This is a genomic window from Parasedimentitalea nitratireducens, from assembly GCF_057444295.1.
Genome location: NZ_JBYAXC010000006.1, coordinates 166,094 through 188,658, shown reverse-complemented (window position 1 = coordinate 188,658; position 22,565 = coordinate 166,094). Strand labels below are relative to the sequence as shown.

Below are 22,565 nucleotides of genomic sequence, written 5' to 3'. Positions count from 1 at the left end.
TGAAAAAATGAGGTCCCCAAGTGCGGAAGTTTAGAGAATTCCGACGTGGGTTGCAGTTGCTATTGAATAGTCATCAGGCTTTCGAAGCTGGAAATTTCGCGCCCATCGCGAACCAGAGAGGCAGTGCCCAGATAGGTGCCTGTCGCCCACCCGCTGATCTTAAGTCGTTTGCCTGCTGCGCGGAAAAACTGGGCCTGATCTTTAGACAGTTTAGCGTCATGAGTAATCATGCGCCCATTTGGCCCGTCGACGGCCAACTTCAAAACGTCACCCTTTTGTCCCCCAAACGCATAGGCCCAAAAGACCAGAGCTGGGGCTGTCGCAGGAAGGGGAGATTGATCCGCTTCTCCTGATTTTATCGTGCCATATTCAGGTACGGTTGTGCTAAAGCCGCTCTGTAACAGGCCACCCGGCTGATATTCAGGGGGGGCTTCCCAAAGGGTTTCGCCAGCCTGCCCGCAGGTGGAAAAAGCTGATAGGTCAAACGGATCTGTGACCTTGCCGTCGTGACGTACACTCAGGTGCAAATGTGGAAACTCTGTTTTGCCACTTAACCCAACTTGGCCCAGAACCGCGCCAGCAACGACACGTTGGCCTGATTTTACACGGATGGATCCATACTTCATGTGGCAGTATTGCGTTTCCCAGCCACCTTCGTGACGCAGTACAACGCCGTTGCCGCACTCTTTGCCAGCAGTGGCCTCAGACAGGCCGGTATCTGGAAGGCCGTCACGCATTCCCCGAACTACACCCGGGGCAGAGGCCAGGACATCCACGCCACGTACCATTTCAGCCAGGGTTGGAAGGCCAAAATCGGTTCCTTTATGGCCATCATAGCCAAGGCTACCACATTGGTAGTCGGACATATTTGGGCCCGGATCGCGGTCGACATAGTTTTGGATGTAACAGGTGTCGCCAAGGGTGCAATCAATGGGCTGTTGCAATACAAAATCGCTCGCCACCGCAGGGGTGGCGAGCGTAAATGTCAGAGCCAAAAGCGCTGTCTTTTGCATCAATCAGCGGTCAGCAGCGGTGGCTTGTCGCCCGAAATCCGCGGCTTGGCCGGTCCTTCGATGCGCAGGTCCAGAGCGCCGTCCTTGATACCAACCTTGACCAGCCCACCTTTGGCAAGTTTGCCAAACAGCAGCTCTTCGGCCAGTGGCTTCTTGATGTACTCCTGGATCACACGTCCCAGCGGACGAGCCCCCATTTTGTCATCATAGCCTTTGTTGGCGATCCATTCCGCGGCTTTACGGGTCAGTTCGATCGATACATTGCGATCCATCAGCTGGGCCTCAAGCTGCAATACGAACTTCTCGACCACCTGCATGATGACTTCTTTGGGCAGTGGCGCAAAAGAGATCACCGCGTCCAGACGGTTGCGGAATTCCGGCGTGAATGTGCGCTCGATCGCGGCGGTGTCTTCGCCCTCGCGACGGTCGCGGCCGAAACCAATGGCGGACTTCGCCTGTTCGGATGCACCCGCGTTTGAGGTCATGATCAGAACCACGTTGCGGAAGTTCACCGTGCGGCCATTGTGATCAGTCAGCTCACCGTGATCCATCACCTGCAGCAGGATATTGAACACATCCGGGTGTGCTTTCTCGATTTCGTCGAGCAACAGAACACAGTGTGGATGTTGGTCAACACCGTCGGTCAGCAGGCCACCCTGGTCAAAGCCGACATAACCCGGAGGTGCACCAATCAAGCGGGAAACAGCGTGTTTTTCCATGTACTCAGACATATCGAAACGCAACAGTTCGACACCCAGCATATCAGACAGCTGCTTGGCCACTTCGGTTTTACCAACCCCGGTTGGGCCAGCGAACAGATAATTGCCAATTGGCTTTTCAGGTTCCCGCAGCCCGGCACGGGCCAGTTTGATCGCCGAGGATAGGGCGCCAATGGCGTCGTCTTGACCAAAGACAACCCGTTTGAGCGAGTTCTCCAGGTCTTTCAGCACTTCGGCATCGTCTTTGGACACCGACTTGGGCGGAATGCGGGCGATCTTGGCCACCACAGCTTCGATCTCTTTGACGCCAATTGTCTTGCGGCGTTTGCTTTCGATGATCAGATGCTGGGCGGCACCAGCCTCGTCGATCACATCAATTGCACTGTCGGGCAGCTTGCGGTCGTTGATATAGCGCGAGGCCAGCTCAACCGCGGATTTGACAGCATCAACGGTGTACTTTGTGCCGTGGTGTTCTTCGAAATAGGGTTTTAGACCTTTCAGGATCTTAACCGCATCTTCGACCGAAGGCTCGTTCACGTCAATTTTCTGGAAACGACGGGCCAGGGCGCGGTCTTTTTCAAAGTGTTGGCGGAATTCCTTGTAAGTTGTTGAGCCCATGGTGCGCAGCTTACCACCCTGCAGAGCAGGCTTCAGCAAGTTCGACGCATCCATAGCCCCACCAGATGTGGCGCCGGCACCAATTACGGTGTGGATCTCATCGATGAACAGGACCGCATCCGGATGATCTTCCAGTTCGGTCACAACAGCCTTGAGCCGTTCCTCAAAATCACCGCGGTAACGTGTACCAGCCAGCAAAGCGCCCATGTCGAGCGAATAGATGGTAGTTTCCGACAGGACCTCGGGTGTTTCACCAGCTACGATTTTGCGGGCCAGACCTTCGGCGATTGCGGTTTTACCAACACCTGGGTCACCAACCAGCAGCGGGTTGTTCTTACGGCGGCGGCACAGCACTTGGATACAGCGCTCAACCTCGTCGTCGCGACCAATCAGTGGATCAATGTCGCCTTCACGGGACTTGGTGTTCAGGTCAACGCAGTATTTATCAAGTGCGCTTTCCTTCTTGTCCTCTTCGGTAACGGGCTGCACCTCGTCTTCGGGGTCATGCGCGCCAGTCACCGGGCGTTGTTCACCAAAGGCGGGATCTTTGGCTACACCGTGTGCGATGTAGTTGACCGCGTCATAGCGAGTCATTTCCTGATCCTGCAGGAAGAAGGCAGCGTCGCTTTCGCGTTCGGCAAAGATCGCAACCAGGACGTTGGCGCCTGTCACCTCGGTCCGGCCGGAACTTTGAACATGAATTGCGGCGCGCTGGATCACCCGCTGGAAAGCGGCAGTCGGCACGGCCTCGGATCCGTCGATGTCAGTGACCAGATTGGCCAGATCATCATCGACAAATTCGACGAGTGTCTTTCGCAGTTCGGTTAAATCAACGCTACAGGCCTGCATGACGCGTGCGGCGTCGGGCTCGTCCAACAGGGCAAGCAGCAGGTGTTCAAGTGTAGCGAATTCGTGACGCCGTTCATTTGCCAGCGCTAGCGCGGCATGGATGGCTGTTTCTAGTGTGCTCGAGAATGAAGGCACTGTGGTGCTCCTCTGTCTTGGGTCGGCGGGTCGATGATACGTTTACCAATTTGCCCTTACGCTAACCATGTCCTCATAGTGTTAGATTTTGGTTGATAGCGGTGCTGCTTCAAGGCTTTTCTTGTAATTTTTGCTCACAATGATGGTGAGCGTGCTTTGTTTGCCGATACATTGACTTGTCAAAAGGCATCCTTTCGTCTGCGGATTTCTGCAAATACTTGTTCTGAATCAACATCTTTCATTCCTATGGCCTGTTTTACCTCGTCCAGACCTGCCCGTAGAAACGGATTTGTGGCCAGTTCCAAAGATAATAAAGAAGGCACAGTTGGAACCCCTTTGCTACGGGCTTTTTTGATGTCAGCAACGCGACTCTGCAACGAGGAGTTGTCGGGCTCGATGGTTAATGCAAACGCACCGTTAGTTTGGGTATACTCATGACCTGAGTAAACCACGGTGTCCGCGGGCAAGGCGGCAAGCTTGCTCAGGCTTTGCCACATCTGTTCGGGGCTGCCTTCGAACAGGCGACCACATCCTAGGGCCATCAAACTATCGGCAGTAAACACTGCCTGTGAGGCTGATAGGTAAAATGCGATGTGACCAAGAGTGTGGCCAGAAACGTCGATAACCTGAACGTCTTCGTCAGATAAAGAGAACACAGAGCCTTCGGTGACCGCCAAATCCAAGGGGGGGAGCCGGTGGGCGTCTGCCTCGGCGCCGACAACGGTTGGGTTGTAGGCTTGCCTGAGTTCATCCAATCCGTCGACATGGTCCCAGTGATGGTGGGTAAGCAGGACATAATCCAGTTCCCAGCCTCGGCGCTCCAGCTCAGCTTTGATCGGAGCAGCCTCGGGTGCGTCGACAAGAGCAGTGGTACCTGTATCGGCCGCATGCAGCAAAAAGGCGTAGTTATCTGACAGGCACGGGACGGTTACGATCTCAAGAGGCATGGTCATTCGCCTTATCATGGTTAAAACTGTACATCAGATTGACCGAAGCGACAGGCGCCCGCAATGCATCTTGATGTGCAGGATTTGAAAAACTTCTATTATCGCAGCACGCTGGGTCGGGCGGCGCAGGCTTCGATTAGGGCTCGGTTGCTGCAGATGTGGCCCGAGGCCACCGGAGAGACCATGGCGGGATTTGGCTTTGCCGCGCCCCTTATGCGTCCCTATCTACCAGACGCGCGTCGGGTGATTGCTCTGATGCCAGGGCCACAAGGGGTGATGCAATGGCCGGCCGGGATGCCAAATGTCTCGGTGTTGTGTGAAGAAACACTGTGGCCGCTGGATACGGGACGGGTTGACCGTTTGGTGGTTATGCACGGTTTGGAAACCTCCGAGCGCCCGACGCATCTGCTTGAGGAATGTCGGCGCGTGTTGGCTCCAGGTGGTCGCGCCATTTTTGTGGTGCCAAACCGGGCAGGGCTATGGTCGCGTTCGGACAAGACGCCGTTTGGCTATGGCCGCCCCTATACGCTGGGTCAGTTGGAAAGCCAGCTGCGGGCCCATCAGTTCACCACCGAGCGCCACGCTGCGGCGCTGTATCAGCCACCTTCGATGCGCCGGTTCTGGTTAAAGTCAGGGCGTTTGTTTGAAAAAGCAGGGCGGCATCTTCCCGCAATGCTGGCGGGTGGGGTGTTTCTGGTCGAGGTCAGCAAGCAGGTTCACTCGCAACGCGGATTGATGACAAAAACAAAATCCCGAAATCGCATCCGCGTGCTCGAAGGTTTGTCGAACCCCATGCCAGTGCCCAGTTAAGGCTGAGGCTTCCGGTTCTAATTTGGTGTGCATGGCTTTGCGTTGGCTAGGGATAAATATGCATTAGCTGGCCAAGGTCGGGGATGTTGCATTCAAACTCAGACGATGACCGCAGTGGCAAGAAACACTGATTCCCGGATGTCTCGCCTTAGGACAGTATTACCACCCAGATTGGCCTGTGAGAGGGTTATCCACATGCTCCAGTTGGGGTTCGGGGCGGCTAGGAATCGAAAAATGCGGCAAATTCGGTGCCTTTTTCTGCCGGTTTCGAAGGGGTAAAGCGTCGCACTTCCGGTAAGTTGTTGAATTTGTTAAATTAAGCACTTTTCCGGTTCATGCTATCTAATGTTGCTAGGTTGCTAACGCTCTGTTACATCCACGCTGATTTTATCGCCCTTCCGTGATGGGAGGGCTGACTCACGCCCCCGGACGCCACCTTTTGGCATGCTAACCGGGGCCAGTATCGGAAGGGTGGACGTGTCCGAACCAGCTTCGATTTCCGCAGGCATTGCCGCGCGCTATGCCACTGCGATCTTTGAGATCGCAGAAGAGAACAAGGCCTTGGATGGTCTTGAAACCAGTATCAATGACTTGCAGGCCGCCTTGGCTGACAGTGCTGATCTTCGTAACCTGATCTCCTCGCCGCTTGTGTCGCGCGAAGAGCAGGGTGCTGCGATCACTGCGATTGCTGCTAAAATGGGGCTCGACTCCATGATGAGCAACTCGCTGGCGCTGATGGCTGCGAACCGCCGCCTGTTTGTTCTGCCAGCGCTGATTGCCGCGCTGCGTAGCCAATTGGCAGACGCCCGTGGTGAAGTCACAGCGGATGTGACCTCGGCCAAGGCGCTGACCAAAACCCAAAGCGAAAAGTTGGCCAAGACGCTGACCGCTCGTGTGGGCAAAAAAGTTACTATCAATGCTACCGTCGATGAAAGCATCATCGGCGGTCTCGTCGTTAAAGTGGGCTCGAAGATGATCGATAGCTCGATCCGCTCCAAGCTCGACTCCCTCCAGAATGTAATGAAAGAGGTCGGATAAATGGGTATCCAAGCTGCAGAGATTTCTGCAATCCTGAAGGATCAAATCAAAAACTTCGGTCAAGAAGCCGAAGTTGCTGAAATTGGTCGCGTGCTGAGCGTTGGCGATGGTATCGCCCGCGTTTACGGTCTGGACAATGTTCAGGCTGGTGAAATGGTCGAATTCCCCGGCGGCATCATGGGTATGGCGCTGAACTTGGAAAGCGACAACGTTGGTATCGTTATCTTTGGGTCCGACCGTGACATCAAAGAAGGCGACACTGTTAAGCGCACCAACTCGATCGTGGACGTTCCAATCGGTAACGGTCTGCTGGGTCGTGTTGTTGACGGTCTGGGTAACCCGCTTGACGGCAAAGGCCCAATCGAGAGCACTGAACGCGGTATCGCCGACGTTAAAGCTCCGGGCATCATTCCACGTAAATCGGTTCACGAGCCGATGGCAACTGGTCTGAAATCCGTTGACGCGATGATCCCAATTGGTCGTGGCCAGCGTGAGCTGATCATTGGTGACCGTCAGACAGGCAAAACTGCCGTTGCTCTGGACGCGATCCTGAACCAGAAATCCTACAACGAAGCCGCTGGCGAAGACGAAGGCAAAAAGCTGTACTGCGTATACGTAGCGATCGGCCAGAAGCGTTCGACTGTTGCTCAGCTGGTCAAGAAGCTGGAAGAAACCGGTGCGATGGAATACTCCATCGTCGTGGCCGCAACCGCGTCCGACCCGGCTCCTATGCAGTTTCTGGCACCATACGCCGCGACAGCCATGGCTGAATTCTTCCGTGACAACGGCCGCCACGCTCTGATCATCTATGATGATCTGTCCAAGCAGGCTGTGTCCTACCGTCAGATGTCCCTGCTGCTGCGTCGTCCACCAGGACGTGAAGCGTATCCTGGCGACGTTTTCTATCTGCACTCGCGCCTGCTGGAGCGTTCGGCCAAATTGGGCGACGACAACGGCAATGGCTCGCTGACAGCTCTGCCAATCATTGAAACCCAGGGTGGTGACGTTTCGGCGTTTATTCCAACCAACGTGATTTCGATCACCGACGGTCAGATCTTCCTGGAAACCGAACTGTTCTACCAGGGCATCCGTCCTGCTGTGAACACCGGCCTGTCGGTGTCTCGTGTTGGTTCGTCCGCTCAGACAAACTCGATGAAGTCGGTTGCTGGTCCAGTTAAACTGGAATTGGCTCAGTATCGCGAAATGGCTGCCTTTGCGCAGTTCGGTTCCGATCTGGATGCCGCTACTCAGCAGCTGCTGAACCGTGGTGCCCGCCTGACCGAGCTGATGAAACAGCCTCAGTACTCGCCACTGACCAACGCTGAAATCGTCTGCGTTATCTTCGCTGGTACCACTGGCTACCTGGACAAGATCGACGTGAACGCAGTTGGCCGCTACGAAGCTGGTCTTTTGGCGCACCTGCGTGGCAAGCATCAGGATCTGCTGGACTTCATCACCAATGAAGATCCCAAGATCAAAGGTGATGCCGCCGATAAGATCAAAGCTGCGCTGGACGAATTCGCCGCTGATTTCGCTTAAGGGAGGGAGGAGGCAATGCCAAATCTTAAAGACCTTAAAAATCGGATCGAGTCGGTCAAGTCGACCCGCAAGATCACCAAAGCCATGCAAATGGTCGCGGCCGCAAAATTGCGCCGCGCCCAGGAAGCAGCAGAGGAGTCACGCCCCTACACCAAACGGTTCAACGCCGTGATGGCGGGGCTGGCTGCTTCTGTTGGCGGGAGCGATTCTGCGCCGCTGCTGCTGCGTGGCACAGGTAGCGATCAGACCCATCTCTTGGTTGTCATGACCTCTGAGCGGGGCCTGTGTGGTGGCTTCAACTCCAGCATCGCCAAACTGGCGCGGCAGAAAGCTGAAGAGCTGAAAGCTGCAGGCAAGACAGTCAAAATTCTGACTGTTGGGAAAAAGGGCCGTGACAGCCTGAAGCGCGACTTGGGCGACAGCTATGTCGGTCACGTCGACCTGAGCGAAGTTAAGCGCGTTGGCTACGTCAATGCACAAGACATCGCCAAGGACGTTTTGGGCCGCTTTGACGCGGGTGAATTCGACGTTGCGACGCTGTTTTATTCGCACTTTGTCAACGTTGTGAGCCAGATCCCGACTGCACAGCAAATCATCCCGGCGTCTTTCGAGGCGAACGAAGGTGAGAGCGACGGCGCTGTCTACGACTACGAGCCCAGCGAAGAGGCCATTCTGGCTGACCTGCTGCCGCGTGGTGTAGCAACCCAGATCTTTGCAGCCCTGCTGGAAAATGGTGCATCTGAACAAGGTGCCCGGATGAGCGCGATGGACAATGCGACCCGCAACGCGGGTGACATGATCGACAAACTGACAATCGAGTACAACCGCTCGCGTCAGGCTGTGATCACCAACGAGCTGATTGAAATTATTTCGGGCGCTGAGGCGCTCTAAGAGACAACCGGAGACGAAACATGGCTAATGCAAAAGGCAAAGTGACTCAGGTCATTGGCGCCGTTGTTGACGTACAGTTCGAGGATGACCTGCCGGAAATCCTGAACGCGCTGAACACAGACAACAATGGCAAAAACCTGGTGCTGGAAGTTGCTCAGCACCTGGGCGAAAACACTGTACGTACAATTGCGATGGACGCGACCGAAGGTCTGGTCCGTGGCGCTGACGTAACAGACACTGGCGCTCCTATCTCGGTGCCAGTTGGTAACGCGACCCTGGGCCGCATCATGAACGTTATCGGCGAAGCCGTTGACGAAAAGGGTGAAGTCGCTGCGACTGAAACCCGTGCGATCCACGGCGACGCTCCGGCGTTCTCCGAGCAGTCGACTGCGACTGAGATCCTGACCACCGGTATTAAGGTCATCGACCTGCTGGCGCCTTACACCAAAGGTGGTAAAATTGGTCTGTTCGGTGGTGCCGGTGTTGGTAAAACCGTTTTGATCATGGAACTGATCAACAACATTGCGAAGGTACACTCTGGTGTGTCCGTGTTCGCGGGTGTTGGTGAGCGTACTCGTGAAGGTAACGACCTGTACCACGAGATGATCGAATCTGGCGTTATCGTTCCTGACGACCTGGAAAAATCCAAGATTGCTCTGGTTTACGGTCAGATGAACGAGCCTCCAGGTGCGCGTATGCGTGTTGCTCTGTCGGGTCTGACCCTGGCGGAACAGTTCCGCGACGAATCCGGTTCGGACGTTCTGTTCTTCGTGGACAACATCTTCCGCTTTACTCAGGCTGGTTCCGAAGTTTCGGCGCTGCTGGGTCGTATTCCATCCGCTGTGGGTTACCAGCCAACACTGGCAACCGACATGGGTGCGATGCAGGAACGCATCTCGTCAACCAAATCCGGTTCGATTACTTCGGTTCAGGCCGTGTACGTACCTGCGGATGACTTGACTGACCCTGCGCCAGCGACTTCGTTTGCTCACCTGGACGCGACAACCGTTCTGGACCGTGCGATCTCGGAAAAGGGTATCTACCCTGCTGTTGACCCGCTGGGTTCGACTTCGCGTCTGCTGGATCCACTGGTTATCGGTGACGAGCACTACACTGTAGCGACTGACGTTCAGCAGATTCTGCAGCGTTACAAATCGCTTCAGGATATCATCGCGATTTTGGGCATGGACGAACTGTCAGAAGAAGACAAACTGGCCGTTGCACGTGCACGTAAGATCGAGCGCTTCCTGTCGCAGCCGTTTGACGTTGCGAAAATCTTTACCGGCGCTGACGGTAAACAGGTTCCGCTCGAAGACACCATCGCGTCGTTCAAAGCTGTTGTGGCTGGCGAATACGATCACCTGCCCGAAGGCGCCTTCTACATGGTTGGCGGCATCGACGAAGTGATCGCAAAAGCCGAGAAAATGGCTGCTGACGCGGCCTAAGGAGGGTCGTAATGGCTGATACCATGCAATTCGACCTCGTGAGCCCGGAGCGAAGCCTAGCTTCGCTTCAGGTGACCGCGGTTCAAATTCCGGGTGCGGATGGTGACATGACGGCTATGCCGATGCATGCGCCAACCATCACCACACTGCGTCCAGGTCTGCTTCGGGTCGAAAGCCCCGAGGGCAACTCGGACTATGTTGTGTCGGGCGGTTTTGCTGAAATCGGTTCTGAAGGTCTGTCGGTTCTGGCTGAGAAGGCCATTCCGGTAACTGAAATGACCCGTGATCACCTGGACGAGCTGATCGAGGCTGCACGCGCAGCCCATGCAGCGGCTCAGGACACCAAGGAAGAGCATCACACCCTGGTCGATGACGCCACCAAGCTGTTGGCGGACATGGAAGCACTGGGCGAGCACATCAACCTGTAAGGGTTGTTGCTATTGCTACTTGATACCAAACCGGCCCCTTTGTGGGCCGGTTTTCTTTTTGGTCCTAGTCTTGCCCAATTTTTCTCTTAAGGTCGCGGAAGGGGATAACAGATCAGGCGCGACATGAAGAGACTAATGAACCCGCGAACCGGTGTGCATCAGGGCGATGTTACGGTATTTGCGGACTTTGAAGATGGTGGAGCAATGTGGACCGGCTCAGGTCCCCGCGAACGCCGTAAGTCGGTACGGTTTGACGAAGTATTTGCATCGCCTCCTGCGGTGCAATTGGCGATCTCGTTGTGGGATATGGATACTTCAGCGGCGATCCGGGCTGAATTGGTGGCCGAGAATGTCACCAACAAAGGATTTGATATTGTATTCCGGACTTGGGCTGACAGCCGTGTTGCCAGATTACGGGCGTCATGGACCGCAATTGGAGAGCTACCATTTGAGGATGATTGGAATGTCGCCTAGCTCCTTTTACCATCCTTCGCGTTAGTAAGATCAGGGCCTTTTTGGCCCTAGGTTGGTGACCTGAAGCGCAGAGATCGTTTTCAGTTGGTTGAGAACACAAACCGCATCTATTTGATCAACGGCATTGGTAAGAGGATTTACACACATGACTGACGTTCGGGTCACGATGGCCTCAGATAACAATGCCGACCTATACGAGGTCGTATTTGCCTCTCATGGCCTAAAGTGGGAACGAACGTCTTGTGCGTTTGTGGCTTTGGATCAGCCGCCACCCTATTATGCCAATCTGACAGTAACCTCTCGGCAAAACCAAGACGAGATAACTTCACATCTGAAAACTTTAGCATCCAGACATGACGGAGTGGTCTGTGTGAAAGACAGCTTCTGCCAGCTCGATTTGCACACAAATGGTTTTGAAGCGCTGTTCACGGCCTCTTGGATTTGGAGAGAAGCGCGCACGCGTGATGTTCCAGCCGAATGGGATTTCGTCGAAAGCCCAGACGATTTAGAGCAATGGGAAGACGCTTGGAAAGAGTTTGGATCCCCTGCAGATATTCGTATGTTCAACGACGATTTGCTGCGCCGATCTGACATCAAGTTTCTTTGCAAGCGGGAGGCAGGCAAGATCGAAGCGGGTTGCATCGCAAATCTGTCCGACGACTGTATTGGGCTGTCCAATGTGTTCTCAAGATCAATGGCACCCAAGATTTTTGCCGACGCAGCCGATGCTGTGGCAGCGATCAACTCCAATCTTCCCGTCGTTGGTTACGAGAGCGGGGACAGCCTGAACTATGCCAACCGTGCCGGTTTCGAAATACTTGGGGACCTGCGCGTTTTGCTCAGTAGAACAGCTAAGTTTTAGAGCTGGTTGCAGACGTCTGGACATACCAGATTGGGTAACACCCAGAGCAATCTGAGTACGGCTGGGATAAGGCAGCCTGCAGATCTAAGCCATTTTGGATACGATACTGAGTATCTCCTTGCTGCCATCTGCCAGATCCCGTGCAGTGCGCAGGGATTTGGGGCCCTGAGACGACATCGCCCCAACCGCATCAAGCATCTTCTTGTGCTCAGCGGCGATTGTCTTCCAGCTCTCTTTCAGGGCATCCGTGGTTGGCAATTCGGATATCAGTTTTTTCATTGCGGTGGTGTTGCTCTGGATCATGCCCCGCAGCTTAACGGCTGTTTTGGGATCCGTGTCAGCCAGAGCCTTCAATTCATCGTTCATGATCTTATTTTGCGATGCAAAGGCGGCAACTTTCATTTCCGCTGACTTGCGCCGTCCGTCCATGGTTTTGATCCGCGTTGCCATTGTCTTGAGCGCAGCTGAGACCGAGGCAACGTCTTTCTCGACCGCTGTCTGATCAGACTTGAACTCGTTCAAAGCCGAGGACAAATCATCCGAGGCTTTCATTGTGGCGCTGACGGCCTTGACCAGAGCCGAACTGGCACCAACCGGGTTGCCGGTTAGCCCGGATACGGCAGCGGAGATGACCGAGATGACAGGCACGGCTGTGACGCGCCCGACGGCCTTGATTTTCTTGGTAGGTAGATCCTTTAGATCTTTTTCGCGTGTTGATTTCACGACGTCTTGCAGCGCTTGATTAGCCAGCTTAGGGGCAAGCTTGTCAGACCAGTTTTCCCAGAGCTTTCGCAGCTGATCCTCTTCCTTCTTTAGAAAGTCAGATTTTTCTACCGCCTCTGGCCCACGTTTTTCGATGATGGCACCGATGGCTTTGACCTTCTGCTTCAGGTCTTTCAGGAAACCACCGGATTTGGATTTCACCAAGGCATTGAAGGCTTTATCCATTCCGAACTTCAAAGCCTTCCCCGCAGCAGGGGAGAGCGCCATGCCCAGTGGAATTTTGACTTCGCAACTCATTTCGGTGGGTTGCATCAGCTTATGGCCATCTGGCGTTTCAACCATAGTGCAGATGAGTTTGTCGCGAGACCACGTAATATCAAACATAATGGGGTCACCCCTCAACAGAATGTAACAGGAAACTAATTCACCACCCAAGGTTACATCATGCAGGCCGCGATCGACAGGTTGTTGCCAATACCAGCTATAAATGGGCATAAAAATACCCCGCGCAGTTTCCTGCACGGGGTCATTGAGCAGATCGAAATCCGCGATCAGATATTGTTCGAGTATAGGGACTCGTAGATTGGCACCAGTGTCTTGTCATCGAACAATGAGGAGACGCTGGTGCCATGCCAGATGTTCAGGATAGCCTGAGTAAACAAAGGCGCTGTTGGCAGGACGCGGATGTTGGGTGTGTTCAGAACCGCTTCGGTCGGCTGAATTGAATCCGTCAGCACCAGCGATTTCATAACAGAGTTGGTCACGCGCTCGACCGCAGGGCCGCTCATCACACCGTGGGTGATATAGGCGTGCACTTCTTTGGCGCCGTTATCCAGCAGGATCTGCGCCGCCTTGCATAGGGTGCCAGCCGTGTCGCACATGTCGTCGATGATCAGGCAGATCTTGTCTTTGACGTCACCAATAACGGTCATCTCAGCCACTTCACCGGGTTTACCACGACGTTTGTCAACGATCGACAGTGGCGCGTTGATGCGCTTGGCCAGTTCACGTGCGCGGGCAACGCCGCCCACGTCGGGCGACACCACCATCAGTTCGTCCATGCGGTCTTTGAACTGGTTTTTGACATCCAGGGCAAAGATCGGGCTGGCATAGAGGTTGTCGACGGGAATGTCGAAGAAACCCTGAATCTGTGCAGCGTGCAGATCCATGGTTAGTACCCGCTCGATCCCGGCTTCGACCAGCATATTGGCCACCAGTTTGGATGTGATTGGTGTGCGGGCCTTGGTGCGGCGATCCTGACGGGCATAGCCGAAGTAAGGGATCACGGCGGTGATCCGCTGGGCAGATGAGCGGCGCAGAGCATCTGAGATGATCAGCAGCTCCATCAGGTTGTCATTGGCCGGGTTCGATGTCGGCTGAATGATGAACATGTCCTCGCCGCGGACATTTTCATAGACCTCGACAAAGATCTCACCATCGTTGAACCGCTCAACGCGGGCATCAACCAGGTTCTGGTCAATGCCGCGATGCAGGCTCATGCGGCGACTGATCGCCTCGGCTAAAGGCGGGTTTGCGTTCCCAGAAATGAGTTTGGGTTCGTTTAGTGTCGGCATAAGCTGAAAATCCCCAGGCAGCTGAGCAGTGTGACAGATTCGTGATGTTGAACACCGCTTAGCATGGGCGTAGCGTCGGGCAAAGTTCTTAGGCAGGAGAGTGCCAAAATGACCCAGATCCGATTCTACTTTTCCACGCTGTCGCCCTATACCTATCTGGCGGGTACGCGCTTGGAGGAAATCGCCGCCAAGCATGGGGCCAGCATAGATTACAGACCGCTGGATATCATCGGCCTGTTTGGTCGCACGGGTGGCCAGCCGCCAAAAGATCGCCATCCGTCCCGTCAGGAGTACCGCCTGATTGAAATGGAACGGCAGGCCAAAAAACTCGATTTACCGTTGAACCTAAAACCTGTCTATTGGCCAACCAATCCGGCGCCGTCTTCTTATGCCTTTATTGCGGCACAAAATGCCGGTGGCGGTGACTTAGGCAAATTGCACCACGCCTTTACCCGCGCTGTCTGGGCCGAGGAAAAGAACATCGCCGAGGATGATGTGATCCGCGACTGTCTCGATAGCGCCGGTTTTGACCCGGCGTTGGCAGATAGCGGATTGCTGACCGGCGCGGAAACCTATGCGCAAAACCTCGAGGACGCAGTGGGAGAGGGCGTTTTTGGTGCGCCTTTTTACATCACCTCGGACGGGGCGAGGTTCTGGGGCCAGGACCGGTTGGATGATCTAGACTGGCACCTATCGGAAAACGCCTGATGGAAGCGAAAGTAGCGGTTCTGCCGCAACCGGTTTATTCTCGCAGCTTTGGCACAGGTTCAAGGCAGGTGTTGGCGGTGCATTGCTCGTTGGCCCACTCGGGGACTTGGCGCGGCTTGTCTACTGCGCTGGAAGACGTGGCTCTCACCGCTTTTGACATGTTAACCCATGGTCGAAGCCCGGATTGGGACGGGCAAGGGGATTTTCAATATCGCAACGTCGAAGCCGGTTTATCGCTACTGCAGCAACCGGTGGATTTGATTGGTCATTCATTTGGGGCAACCGTGGCCCTGAACATGGCGCTGCAAAAACCGCACCTTGTGCGCAGCCTCACTCTGGTTGAGCCGGTGTTCTTTGCAGCAGCAATGGCAGATGATCCCGATGTCTTGTCCGTGTTGGAAGAACAGAACAGGCCATTTGCCGAGGCGCTAGCCTCGGGAGATTTCGCTTTGGCAGCCCGCCTGTTTAACCGGATGTGGAGCTCGGGTGCGCCGCGTTGGCCAGATCTGCCCGAAACCACCCGTGCAGCGATGACCCGAGCCATTCAGATTGTACCACATTGTGATCAGGCGATCCTGACTGACCGGGCCAATTTGCTAAAGCCAGGAGGTTTGGACAGATTGGCCATGCCAGTTCTGTTGCTTCGTGGTGATGAGACAAATCCAGTGATCGCCAAAGTCAACGCCGCGCTTGCAACACGACTGCAGGATGTCACGTCGGTTTCAATCACCGGGGCAGGGCACATGGTGCCGATCTCGCACCCGGCAGAAGTTGCGGCTGAAGTGCGGAAACTCTGGGCTGGATCTGCCGATCCAACTTCATCTGGCTAGAAGTATCCCGGCGGTTTGGGGGCAGAGCCCCCAAACATGTGTTGTTGCTCAAAGCAGTGCCAGAAATTGATCAATCTGATCTCGTTCCATCGACCAGTCACAGACAAATCTTGCCCCCACCATTTCTTCCAGCGGGCCATCAATCCCGCCATCCCACAGGTGATAGCTGGCGCCTGCCGCATAAAGCTTTTGGTGGGCCGCGCGGGGCAGCGCGGCAAAGATCATATTGGCATCCGGGCGGTGCAGGAATTCTGCGCCAGCCTTGCGCAATCTCTCGGCCAGATAGGCGCAATTGTCGTTGGCCTTTTTCGCGCTGTCGAGCCACAGGTCATCCTGCAGATAGCCCAGCATCTGTGCCGCCAAAAATCGGTTTTTTGAAAACAGATGCGCCCCACGCTTGCGGCGCAGTTCGAACTCCCAAGCGTGTTTGGGATCAAAGAAGATGACCGCTTCAACGCCCATGCAGCCGTTCTTGGTGCCGCCAAAGCTGACCGCGTCCACGCCCGCCTTCCAGCTCATCTCAGCTGGGGTGCAGCCAAGCGCGACCATGGCATTGGCAAAGCGGGCACCATCCAGATGAACGGGCAGGCCAAATTCAGCCGCAACCGCAGTTAGTGCGCGCAGCTCGTCCAACGAATAAACCGAGCCGCGTTCAGTGACTTGGCTGATCGATACTGGCCCACGCTGGGGGCCGTGCACACCTCGGGTTTCCTCTCCTTCAATGCTGGCGCGCAGGGCTTGGGGTGTCATTTTGTCACCACCCGCCACCAGGGTCAGCTTGGCGCCGCCGGAAAAGAACTCGGGTGCATTGCATTCATCCTCGTGGATGTGTGCGACCGAGGAACAGAATACAGTCTGATAGGGCTGGGTGAGGGTTGCCAGGGCCAAGGAATTGGCGGCTGTACCGGTCGCCACCAGATAGATCGCTGCCTCGGGGGCCTCGAACACCTCACGCAGCGTATCACGCAGAGTCTCCATCTGCGCATCGTCACCATAGGCCATGGCGTAACTGGTATTGGCTTCAGCCAGGGCTTCCATCACCTTTGGATGAACGGGGCCAGAGTTGTCAGAGGCAAAATGCATCAGGTTGGTTCCTCGATTATGTGGTCTTCCCAGTCTTCTTCGGGGGTATCAAACTCAGACACGGTCCAGCCCCGAACCGACACACCAGCGTCATGCACGCTGTTTGGATCGCCTGTCAGCAGCGGATGCCAGTCGGGCAGGGGCTTGCCCTCCCACAGCAGCCGATAGGCGCAGGTTTGCGGCATCCAATAGGCGTGGCTGTCCAGATTGCTGGGCTTCAGCACAATACATTCCGGCACAAAGTTGTGGCGGATCTCGTACTGGGCACACAGGCATGTGCTATCATCCAGCAGACGACAGGCGACGCGGGTCAGGGCCACTTCACCGCTGTCTTCGTCTTCCAGCTTGTTCAGGCAGCATTTACCGCAGCCGTCACACAGGGCTTCCCATTCTTTCTGGCTCATTTTGGTCAGGGGCTTCTTTTCCCAATACCGCTTGGCCAGCCCGGATCGGTCGATAAGGTCCGTCATATCTTGGCCAGTATTGCGCGCGCCTGATCACAGTCCGAGTTCATCTGATCGATCAGGGCGTCCAGCCCGTCGAATTTCAACTCGAGGCGCAGATAGTCGACCACACCAACGGATAGAGTTGACCCATAGAGATCGCCGGAGAAGTCGAAGATAAAGGTTTCAAGATTGGGATGCTCGCCATCGAACATAGGTCGTACCCCCATCGAAGCCGCCCCATGGTACGATCCAGCATGCGGGCCGTCCAGTACGTCGACCAGAACCGCATAGACGCCAAAGGCAGGCAAATGTAGCCCGTCGATGGACATATTGGCAGTGGGAAATCCCAGCTCGCGGCCGCGTTGTTCGCCGCCGATCACTTCACCTTCGATCCGGTGCCAATGGCCCAACATGGCAGCGGCGTCGCGCGGTCGGGCATCGCTCAGCGCCTGGCGAATAGCGGTCGAAGAGACCGTATTGTCCGAATATTCCATTAGCGGGGCGATCGTTACGCCAAACCCGTATTTTTCGCCAAACTGCTGCAGATCTTGCGGTGTGCCGCTACGTCCCTTGCCAAAGCAGAAATCGGCGCCAACAACCACATGGGCCAGTCCCAGCCCCTTGGCAATGACGTCACGCGCAAATTCTTCTGGCGTCAAACCAGACAGGGCGGCGTTAAAGTTAAGCTGGTACAGGTGATCCACGCCCAGCTTTTCCAACCGCGAGGCGCGGGCTTCGGGCGACATCAGCCGAAAAGGCGGCGCATCGGGCGCAAAATACTCACGGGGATGTGGTTCAAACGACATCACACCCAGAGGCGCGTCTGGCGCAGCCTTGCGCGCCAGGTCAATCACTGATTGGTGACCCAGATGGACGCCGTCAAAATTGCCAATCGCAACGCTGGCGCCGCGGTCTTGGGGTTCTACAAACTGATAATCTCGGATGATGCGCATACCGGCATCCGTACCCGCACTGGCCAGCCGGTTCAAGCGGCGTGTGGGCAGATCTTGACGTCACCCGGCCTGTGCGCCGGGTGAACAAATATTTTATGGGTCAAAGCCGGGTACTAGCCCAGTTGCTGCTGATTACAGGTGCGGGCCAGCTCAATCGCTTTATAGGTGCCCGCGAGGTTGACCGAGAAACCATAGGCCTTTTCCGGGAACACTTCCATTGTATGCTTGCGGGCCAGGTCATCCACGAACTGTGGATCATCCGACAGCACATAGCCGCCAGAATACCCCTTGGTGATATTGCCGCGCATCCCTTTGGCTTCACCGGCATAGAGATTGCCCTCTAACGAGATCAGCACGGCCTGAGTGTCATTGCGCTTGATGTCAGTTTCAGCCTTGGTGAACACGCCGACGTATCCAATAGAGCGATCTGCAGTCAGTCCCATTTGCACCACGTTGCCCATTTCATCGGCTTTTTCGATCAGGCAGGATTTCTTCTCAGCGTCGATAAAGACGCCCCATCCTTCAACCTCACCATATTTCAAAAAGGGGGCATCTGCGGCAATAGCGCCAGTTGCGGTGATGGCTGCTGCAACCGCGCCAACAGAAAGAGCCTTTAGATTAAACATGTCCAGTCCTCAAAATCACAATGGTATCAGCTGGTCCGGGCGGACCTGAGCACCGAGAATTTTAGCGAACAAAGGAGGAGGGGCAATCGGCTTTGCACAGATGAGCAGTTTATCGCCCCTAGCGTGCAGTGTAGGGTGCGTGCTGGCACGCACCACTGCCAGTATCAGTCAAATTTGCGCGACGGTGCCAGCACCATGGCTTCGCCAACCAGAACCTTTTTGCCATCTACACTGCAATGGCAATCCAGTTTCACCCGGCGCTTGGACATATCGATGTCAATTACCTTGACCTCGGCAAAGACCATGTCACCGGGGCGCACCGGGGCCAGGAATTTCAGCGATTGCCCCATATAAACCGTGCCGTGACCTGGAAGCTGCTCGCCAATCACGGCTGAGATCAGACCAGCGGTCAGCATCCCGTGCGCGATGCGACCCTGAAAGATGGTGTCACGCGCATAGTCATCGTCCAGATGCACCGGATTACGGTCGGTGGAGACCTGCGCAAACATCTCGATGTCTTCGTCCGTCACCACTTTGCGCAGCGAGCGGGTCATCCCCATTTCGATGTCTTCAATGCAGATGGTTCCGCGTGGCTGGTTGTCCAACATATCGCCCTCGATGCAGTACGTGTGAAATTATCGAGCGCCAGAGTCTTTCGCTCGGTAACTTTATTACTTTGCACTTGCAGAAAATCAAGGGCTAATTCAGCTAGCGCAGCCGTCCGATGGTATAGGTCGGGTTTGATTGTTCCTGCGTCAGATACTGCTCCAGAGCCTGTGGGTCTGGTTGGGTCTCGGTCTTTGTTTCCTTGGCGGCCAATCCGCCTGAGATAAACAGCGAGTCGATGCCTTCGCCCATGCCGCCGGCGATATCGGTGTGGGGACCGTCACCAATGACCAGAATATCGCCATCGGGAATGTCTTGCCCCAGTTCAGCCAACCGGCGACGGGCCAGATCATAGATCGGTGGATGAGGCTTGCCAAAGTAAAGGCTCTCACCTCCCATTTCCGTATACAACCGCGCCACCGCGCCAGCGCACCACTCGCGGGTCTCGCCTCGGTCAACGACGATATCCGGGTTGGCACAAAGCAGCTTCAGCCCCTTTTGCTTGGCATACAGGAAGTCGGGACGGTTTACATCCGGGTCGGCCATTGGATCATTGGGGCCGCAGCACACAATGCCCTCGGCCTCGGCTAGTGGCACACGCTGAATATTGCGGGGGTTTTCCAAAATATGCAGCGGTTCAAAGAACCCGGCATCACGTTGCGGCTCTCCCATGAAATAAACCTTCTCGCCCACAGCGCCGCGGAACATGGCTGATCGGGCTGAATCCCCCGAGGTAGCAATGGTGTCATAGGCGTCATCCGGAACATTGAATTGAGCCAACTGATCGGCAACACCTGCGCGGGGCTTGGGAGAGTTGGTGACCAGAACCACAATGCCACCCTCTTCGCGATAGGTTTGTAAGGCGGCGACGGCCTCAGGAAAGGCTGTAATGCCGTTATGGACGCAGCCCCAGAGATCAACAAAAAGTGCCTTATAGCGGGAGGAGACGTCGGATAGGGCGGTGATGATCTGGCTCATGGGATGTCCTTGGGTTGGTCCACTCTGTGTATGCCGCAACCTGATGCTAAAGGCCATCCGGGGATGGCTGGATGTATAGGTTGGTATGGGGTGGCCTTAATCCGCCTCATGCACTGGAGCTCTTCAAGGAGCGTGTAGGGCATTGATTCGCAATCGAGCAAATGAATTTAGATGCCTTGTGAAGTAATTGGTGAGCGCGTTAATTTTCTTTCTTGTTTAAATTGATTTGACCGCAACCCTAATACGTCAAAGGCTGACGTGAAGCTGACATCAATATAAGTTCCTCTTAATATATAAGGCGCTAGTTGGCACATTATGTCGCAGGCGGGGTGGGGAATTTTGTGCTACAAAATAGGAGTATTTAGTTCCCATAGTAGCAGGTAGGAACCAAGAAGTGACAATAAAAATGAAAAAAATCAATATCATGAGATACAGTAGTGCACGCGGATCAGTGTGGGGAAGGTCTGGATTGTGCCTCAATCTGAATAATCAGATCGTAAAATTATAACAAAACGAACGTTGCCTCATAAACATTTTTTTAGTTACGCTAAATTACCGATGGTGAGAGCTGAACTAAATTGAAATGGAGGCCGTTTTGCAACAGTTGCTGGATGCTTTAAAAAAGCACAAGACGCCGATTATTATCGCTCTGACCACAGCGCTGACGTTTTCCATCAGTGCTGAGTATGAATTGCTGGAATGGTTCTATGAGTACAGCCGGGCGCATGAAGACTGGGAGCTAGATGAGATTGCCATTCTTGTACTGAACGCCGTTGTCGGTCTGACCTTTTTCCTGATTGTAAAATCACGTCAATTGATGCAGGCCGTTAGTGAACGTGACAAGGCCGAGCAGGCTGCGCAAAAGATTGCCCGTCACGACGCGCTGACCGGTTTAGCTAATCGCCGTGCCTTTTCGGATCATATAGACGATCTGACGTCTGCCGACAGTGGCAACGACGGCATCATGGTGATGATGCTGGATCTGGATCGATTCAAGGCGGTTAATGATCTGCACGGCCACGCCGGTGGTGATTATGTCCTGACCGAGGTTGCCAAGCGCATCAACGACAAGATGGACGAGGGTGATTTTGTCGCACGTCTCGGCGGTGATGAATTCGCCATTACACTGGCCCCTGGATCAACAGTGGAACATGCGGAACGTGCAGCGCGCCGTTTGTTGACTGCCATTAGCAAACCCTTCTCTGTTGGCGGTAAGAATGTACTGGTTGGGACCAGCATCGGGATTTCCCGAATTGTGCTGGGGCAGGGCGTATCCGAAGCGCTGCAACTGGCCGATCAGGCGCTGTACTCTGCCAAGAAAGCCGGTCGTGGCCAATTTGCCTGGTACGACGCCGAACTGGATGAATCCGCCAAAGAACGCCAACAGCTTGAACAGGACTTGCGTCAGGCTGTTCGCAACAAGGAAATTGTCCCATATTTCCAGCCTGTGTTTGATATGGCCACGGATAAGCTGGGCGGGTTCGAAGCGCTGGCGCGCTGGCAGCATCCTGAGCGTGGCATGGTCTCGCCCGAGATATTTATCGAGATCGCCGAAGATATTGGCCTGATTTCCCAACTGGGTTGGAACATGCTGGAGAAGGCTTGCAAGGCCGCCCGTGACTGGGACCAGTCATTGAAAGTGGCGGTGAACTTCTCCCCCATTCAGTTCCGCGATCCCAACCTTGTCGATATGGTTGAAAAGATCCTGGATGAAACTGGATTTGACCCGCTGCGGCTGGAAGTGGAAATCACTGAAAGCGCAATCATGCTGGACTTTGATTTGGCAAAGGAGTCGATCGAACGGCTGCGCGAGTTGGGTGTCTCTCTGGCACTGGATGATTTTGGCACCGGCTTCTCGTCGCTGTCAAACCTGCGGACCCTGCCGTTTAACCGTCTCAAGATCGACCGCAGCTTTGTTTCAAACATCAATGACTGCCCGGAAAACCAAAAGATTGTCGCCGGTATTCTGGCGATGGCCCATGGGCTGGAACTAAATGTAACGGCTGAAGGCATCGAAAGTGAACTGGATCATAAGTATCTGAGTGATCGTGACTGTCAGCTGGGACAGGGCTTTCACTATGCCAAACCGCTGTCAGTAGAAGAGATCGACTGGTTGCTGGAAACAAAGTGGTCAAATCTGGATCGCAACGAAAATGCGGAGGTTGCCGAGCCCGTTTTGTTTCCCAGATCTGCCTAATTGAAAACCGAGCAGAGTGGCCAAATTGGCATAAGACCAAGGTCACCAAGAAAAGGCGCCCCGACAGGCGCCT

General features: G+C 54.9%; 22 protein-coding genes. 11 read left to right on the top strand and 11 right to left on the bottom strand.

Going from position 1 to position 22,565, the window contains the following annotated elements; all coding sequences use genetic code 11:
* Positions 1–59 precede the first annotated feature (59 nt).
* From AC2T28_RS17690 to gloB, 3 genes are all read right to left on the bottom strand, one after another.
* Complete coding sequence (locus tag AC2T28_RS17690) at positions 60–1,013, bottom strand: M23 family metallopeptidase (RefSeq protein ID WP_486749967.1); 954 nt, start codon at positions 1,011–1,013, stop codon at positions 60–62.
* On the bottom strand, positions 1,013–3,334 hold the full coding sequence (clpA, locus tag AC2T28_RS17685) for an ATP-dependent Clp protease ATP-binding subunit ClpA (RefSeq protein WP_486749966.1): 2,322 nt from the start codon (positions 3,332–3,334) through the stop codon (positions 1,013–1,015). The genes AC2T28_RS17690 and clpA overlap by 1 nt, the downstream gene beginning before the upstream one ends.
* Before the next feature lie 179 nt (positions 3,335–3,513).
* A complete protein-coding gene (gene gloB, locus AC2T28_RS17680; protein WP_486749965.1) occupies positions 3,514–4,287 on the bottom strand; it encodes a hydroxyacylglutathione hydrolase in 774 nt (257 codons plus the stop codon).
* Between the two features lie 57 nt (positions 4,288–4,344).
* Between gloB and AC2T28_RS17675 the strand changes: the two genes are divergently transcribed.
* The 8 genes from AC2T28_RS17675 to AC2T28_RS17640 all read left to right on the top strand — a co-directional run bounded on the left by AC2T28_RS17675 (position 4,345) and on the right by AC2T28_RS17640 (position 11,768).
* A complete protein-coding gene (locus AC2T28_RS17675; protein WP_486749964.1) occupies positions 4,345–5,091 on the top strand; it encodes a class I SAM-dependent methyltransferase in 747 nt (248 codons plus the stop codon).
* Between the two features lie 477 nt (positions 5,092–5,568).
* Positions 5,569–6,129 carry a F0F1 ATP synthase subunit delta gene (locus AC2T28_RS17670; RefSeq protein WP_486749963.1) on the top strand — a complete coding sequence of 187 codons (561 nt, stop codon included), beginning with the start codon at positions 5,569–5,571 and terminating at the stop codon, positions 6,127–6,129.
* Positions 6,130–7,668, top strand: a complete 1,539-nt coding sequence (gene atpA, locus AC2T28_RS17665) for a F0F1 ATP synthase subunit alpha (RefSeq protein WP_486749962.1) — start codon at positions 6,130–6,132, stop codon at positions 7,666–7,668.
* A gap of 15 nt (positions 7,669–7,683) precedes the next feature.
* Complete coding sequence (locus tag AC2T28_RS17660; protein WP_486749961.1) at positions 7,684–8,559, top strand: F0F1 ATP synthase subunit gamma; 876 nt, start codon at positions 7,684–7,686, stop codon at positions 8,557–8,559.
* A gap of 20 nt (positions 8,560–8,579) precedes the next feature.
* Positions 8,580–10,004 carry a F0F1 ATP synthase subunit beta gene (atpD, locus tag AC2T28_RS17655; RefSeq protein WP_486749960.1) on the top strand — a complete coding sequence of 475 codons (1,425 nt, stop codon included), beginning with the start codon at positions 8,580–8,582 and terminating at the stop codon, positions 10,002–10,004.
* Between the two features lie 11 nt (positions 10,005–10,015).
* Positions 10,016–10,432 (top strand): F0F1 ATP synthase subunit epsilon, encoded by a 417-nt coding sequence (locus AC2T28_RS17650; protein ID WP_486749959.1) that lies wholly within the window; start codon positions 10,016–10,018, stop codon positions 10,430–10,432.
* Between the two features lie 123 nt (positions 10,433–10,555).
* Positions 10,556–10,906 (top strand): H-type lectin domain-containing protein, encoded by a 351-nt coding sequence (locus tag AC2T28_RS17645; RefSeq protein WP_486749958.1) that lies wholly within the window; start codon positions 10,556–10,558, stop codon positions 10,904–10,906.
* Between the two features lie 145 nt (positions 10,907–11,051).
* Positions 11,052–11,768 (top strand): hypothetical protein, encoded by a 717-nt coding sequence (locus AC2T28_RS17640; protein WP_486749957.1) that lies wholly within the window; start codon positions 11,052–11,054, stop codon positions 11,766–11,768.
* 84 nt (positions 11,769–11,852) lie between these two features.
* On the opposite strand, the gene AC2T28_RS17635 is transcribed toward AC2T28_RS17640, so the two are convergent.
* Together AC2T28_RS17635 and AC2T28_RS17630 are read right to left on the bottom strand one after the other, a co-directional pair.
* On the bottom strand, positions 11,853–12,875 hold the full coding sequence (locus tag AC2T28_RS17635; RefSeq protein WP_486749956.1) for a hypothetical protein: 1,023 nt from the start codon (positions 12,873–12,875) through the stop codon (positions 11,853–11,855).
* A 167-nt stretch (positions 12,876–13,042) separates the two neighbouring features.
* The gene (locus AC2T28_RS17630; RefSeq protein WP_486749955.1) at positions 13,043–14,065 is read right to left on the bottom strand and encodes a ribose-phosphate pyrophosphokinase; all 1,023 of its coding nucleotides are present in this window, start codon (positions 14,063–14,065) and stop codon (positions 13,043–13,045) included.
* A 108-nt stretch (positions 14,066–14,173) separates the two neighbouring features.
* Between AC2T28_RS17630 and AC2T28_RS17625 the strand changes: the two genes are divergently transcribed.
* Both AC2T28_RS17625 and AC2T28_RS17620 read left to right on the top strand, forming a co-directional pair.
* The gene (locus AC2T28_RS17625) at positions 14,174–14,773 is read left to right on the top strand and encodes a DsbA family protein (RefSeq protein WP_486749954.1); all 600 of its coding nucleotides are present in this window, start codon (positions 14,174–14,176) and stop codon (positions 14,771–14,773) included.
* Entirely contained in the window at positions 14,773–15,603 is an 831-nt protein-coding gene (locus AC2T28_RS17620; protein ID WP_486749953.1) for an alpha/beta fold hydrolase, read from the top strand. The genes AC2T28_RS17625 and AC2T28_RS17620 overlap by 1 nt, the downstream gene beginning before the upstream one ends.
* 48 nt (positions 15,604–15,651) lie before the next feature.
* Here the strand turns inward: AC2T28_RS17620 and AC2T28_RS17615 are convergent, their stop codons facing one another.
* The 6 genes from AC2T28_RS17615 to AC2T28_RS17590 form a co-directional block, all read right to left on the bottom strand.
* A complete protein-coding gene (locus tag AC2T28_RS17615; protein WP_486749952.1) occupies positions 15,652–16,686 on the bottom strand; it encodes a threonine aldolase family protein in 1,035 nt (344 codons plus the stop codon).
* Positions 16,686–17,156 (bottom strand): YcgN family cysteine cluster protein, encoded by a 471-nt coding sequence (locus AC2T28_RS17610; RefSeq protein WP_486749951.1) that lies wholly within the window; start codon positions 17,154–17,156, stop codon positions 16,686–16,688. The genes AC2T28_RS17615 and AC2T28_RS17610 overlap by 1 nt, the downstream gene beginning before the upstream one ends.
* Positions 17,153–18,085 carry a bifunctional riboflavin kinase/FAD synthetase gene (locus AC2T28_RS17605; RefSeq protein ID WP_486749950.1) on the bottom strand — a complete coding sequence of 311 codons (933 nt, stop codon included), beginning with the start codon at positions 18,083–18,085 and terminating at the stop codon, positions 17,153–17,155. The genes AC2T28_RS17610 and AC2T28_RS17605 overlap by 4 nt, the downstream gene beginning before the upstream one ends.
* Positions 18,086–18,198: 113 nt before the next feature.
* On the bottom strand, positions 18,199–18,711 hold the full coding sequence (locus tag AC2T28_RS17600) for a hypothetical protein (protein ID WP_486749949.1): 513 nt from the start codon (positions 18,709–18,711) through the stop codon (positions 18,199–18,201).
* A 164-nt stretch (positions 18,712–18,875) separates the two neighbouring features.
* Complete coding sequence (locus tag AC2T28_RS17595; RefSeq protein WP_486749948.1) at positions 18,876–19,319, bottom strand: MaoC family dehydratase; 444 nt, start codon at positions 19,317–19,319, stop codon at positions 18,876–18,878.
* Positions 19,320–19,419: 100 nt separating this feature from the next.
* Positions 19,420–20,295: a TIGR01459 family HAD-type hydrolase gene (locus AC2T28_RS17590; RefSeq protein ID WP_486749947.1), complete on the bottom strand. Its 876-nt coding sequence runs from the start codon at positions 20,293–20,295 to the stop codon at positions 19,420–19,422.
* Between the two features lie 583 nt (positions 20,296–20,878).
* Here AC2T28_RS17590 and AC2T28_RS17585 point away from each other — a divergent pair.
* Positions 20,879–22,492: a putative bifunctional diguanylate cyclase/phosphodiesterase gene (locus AC2T28_RS17585; protein WP_486749946.1), complete on the top strand. Its 1,614-nt coding sequence runs from the start codon at positions 20,879–20,881 to the stop codon at positions 22,490–22,492.
* Positions 22,493–22,565 lie beyond the last annotated feature (73 nt).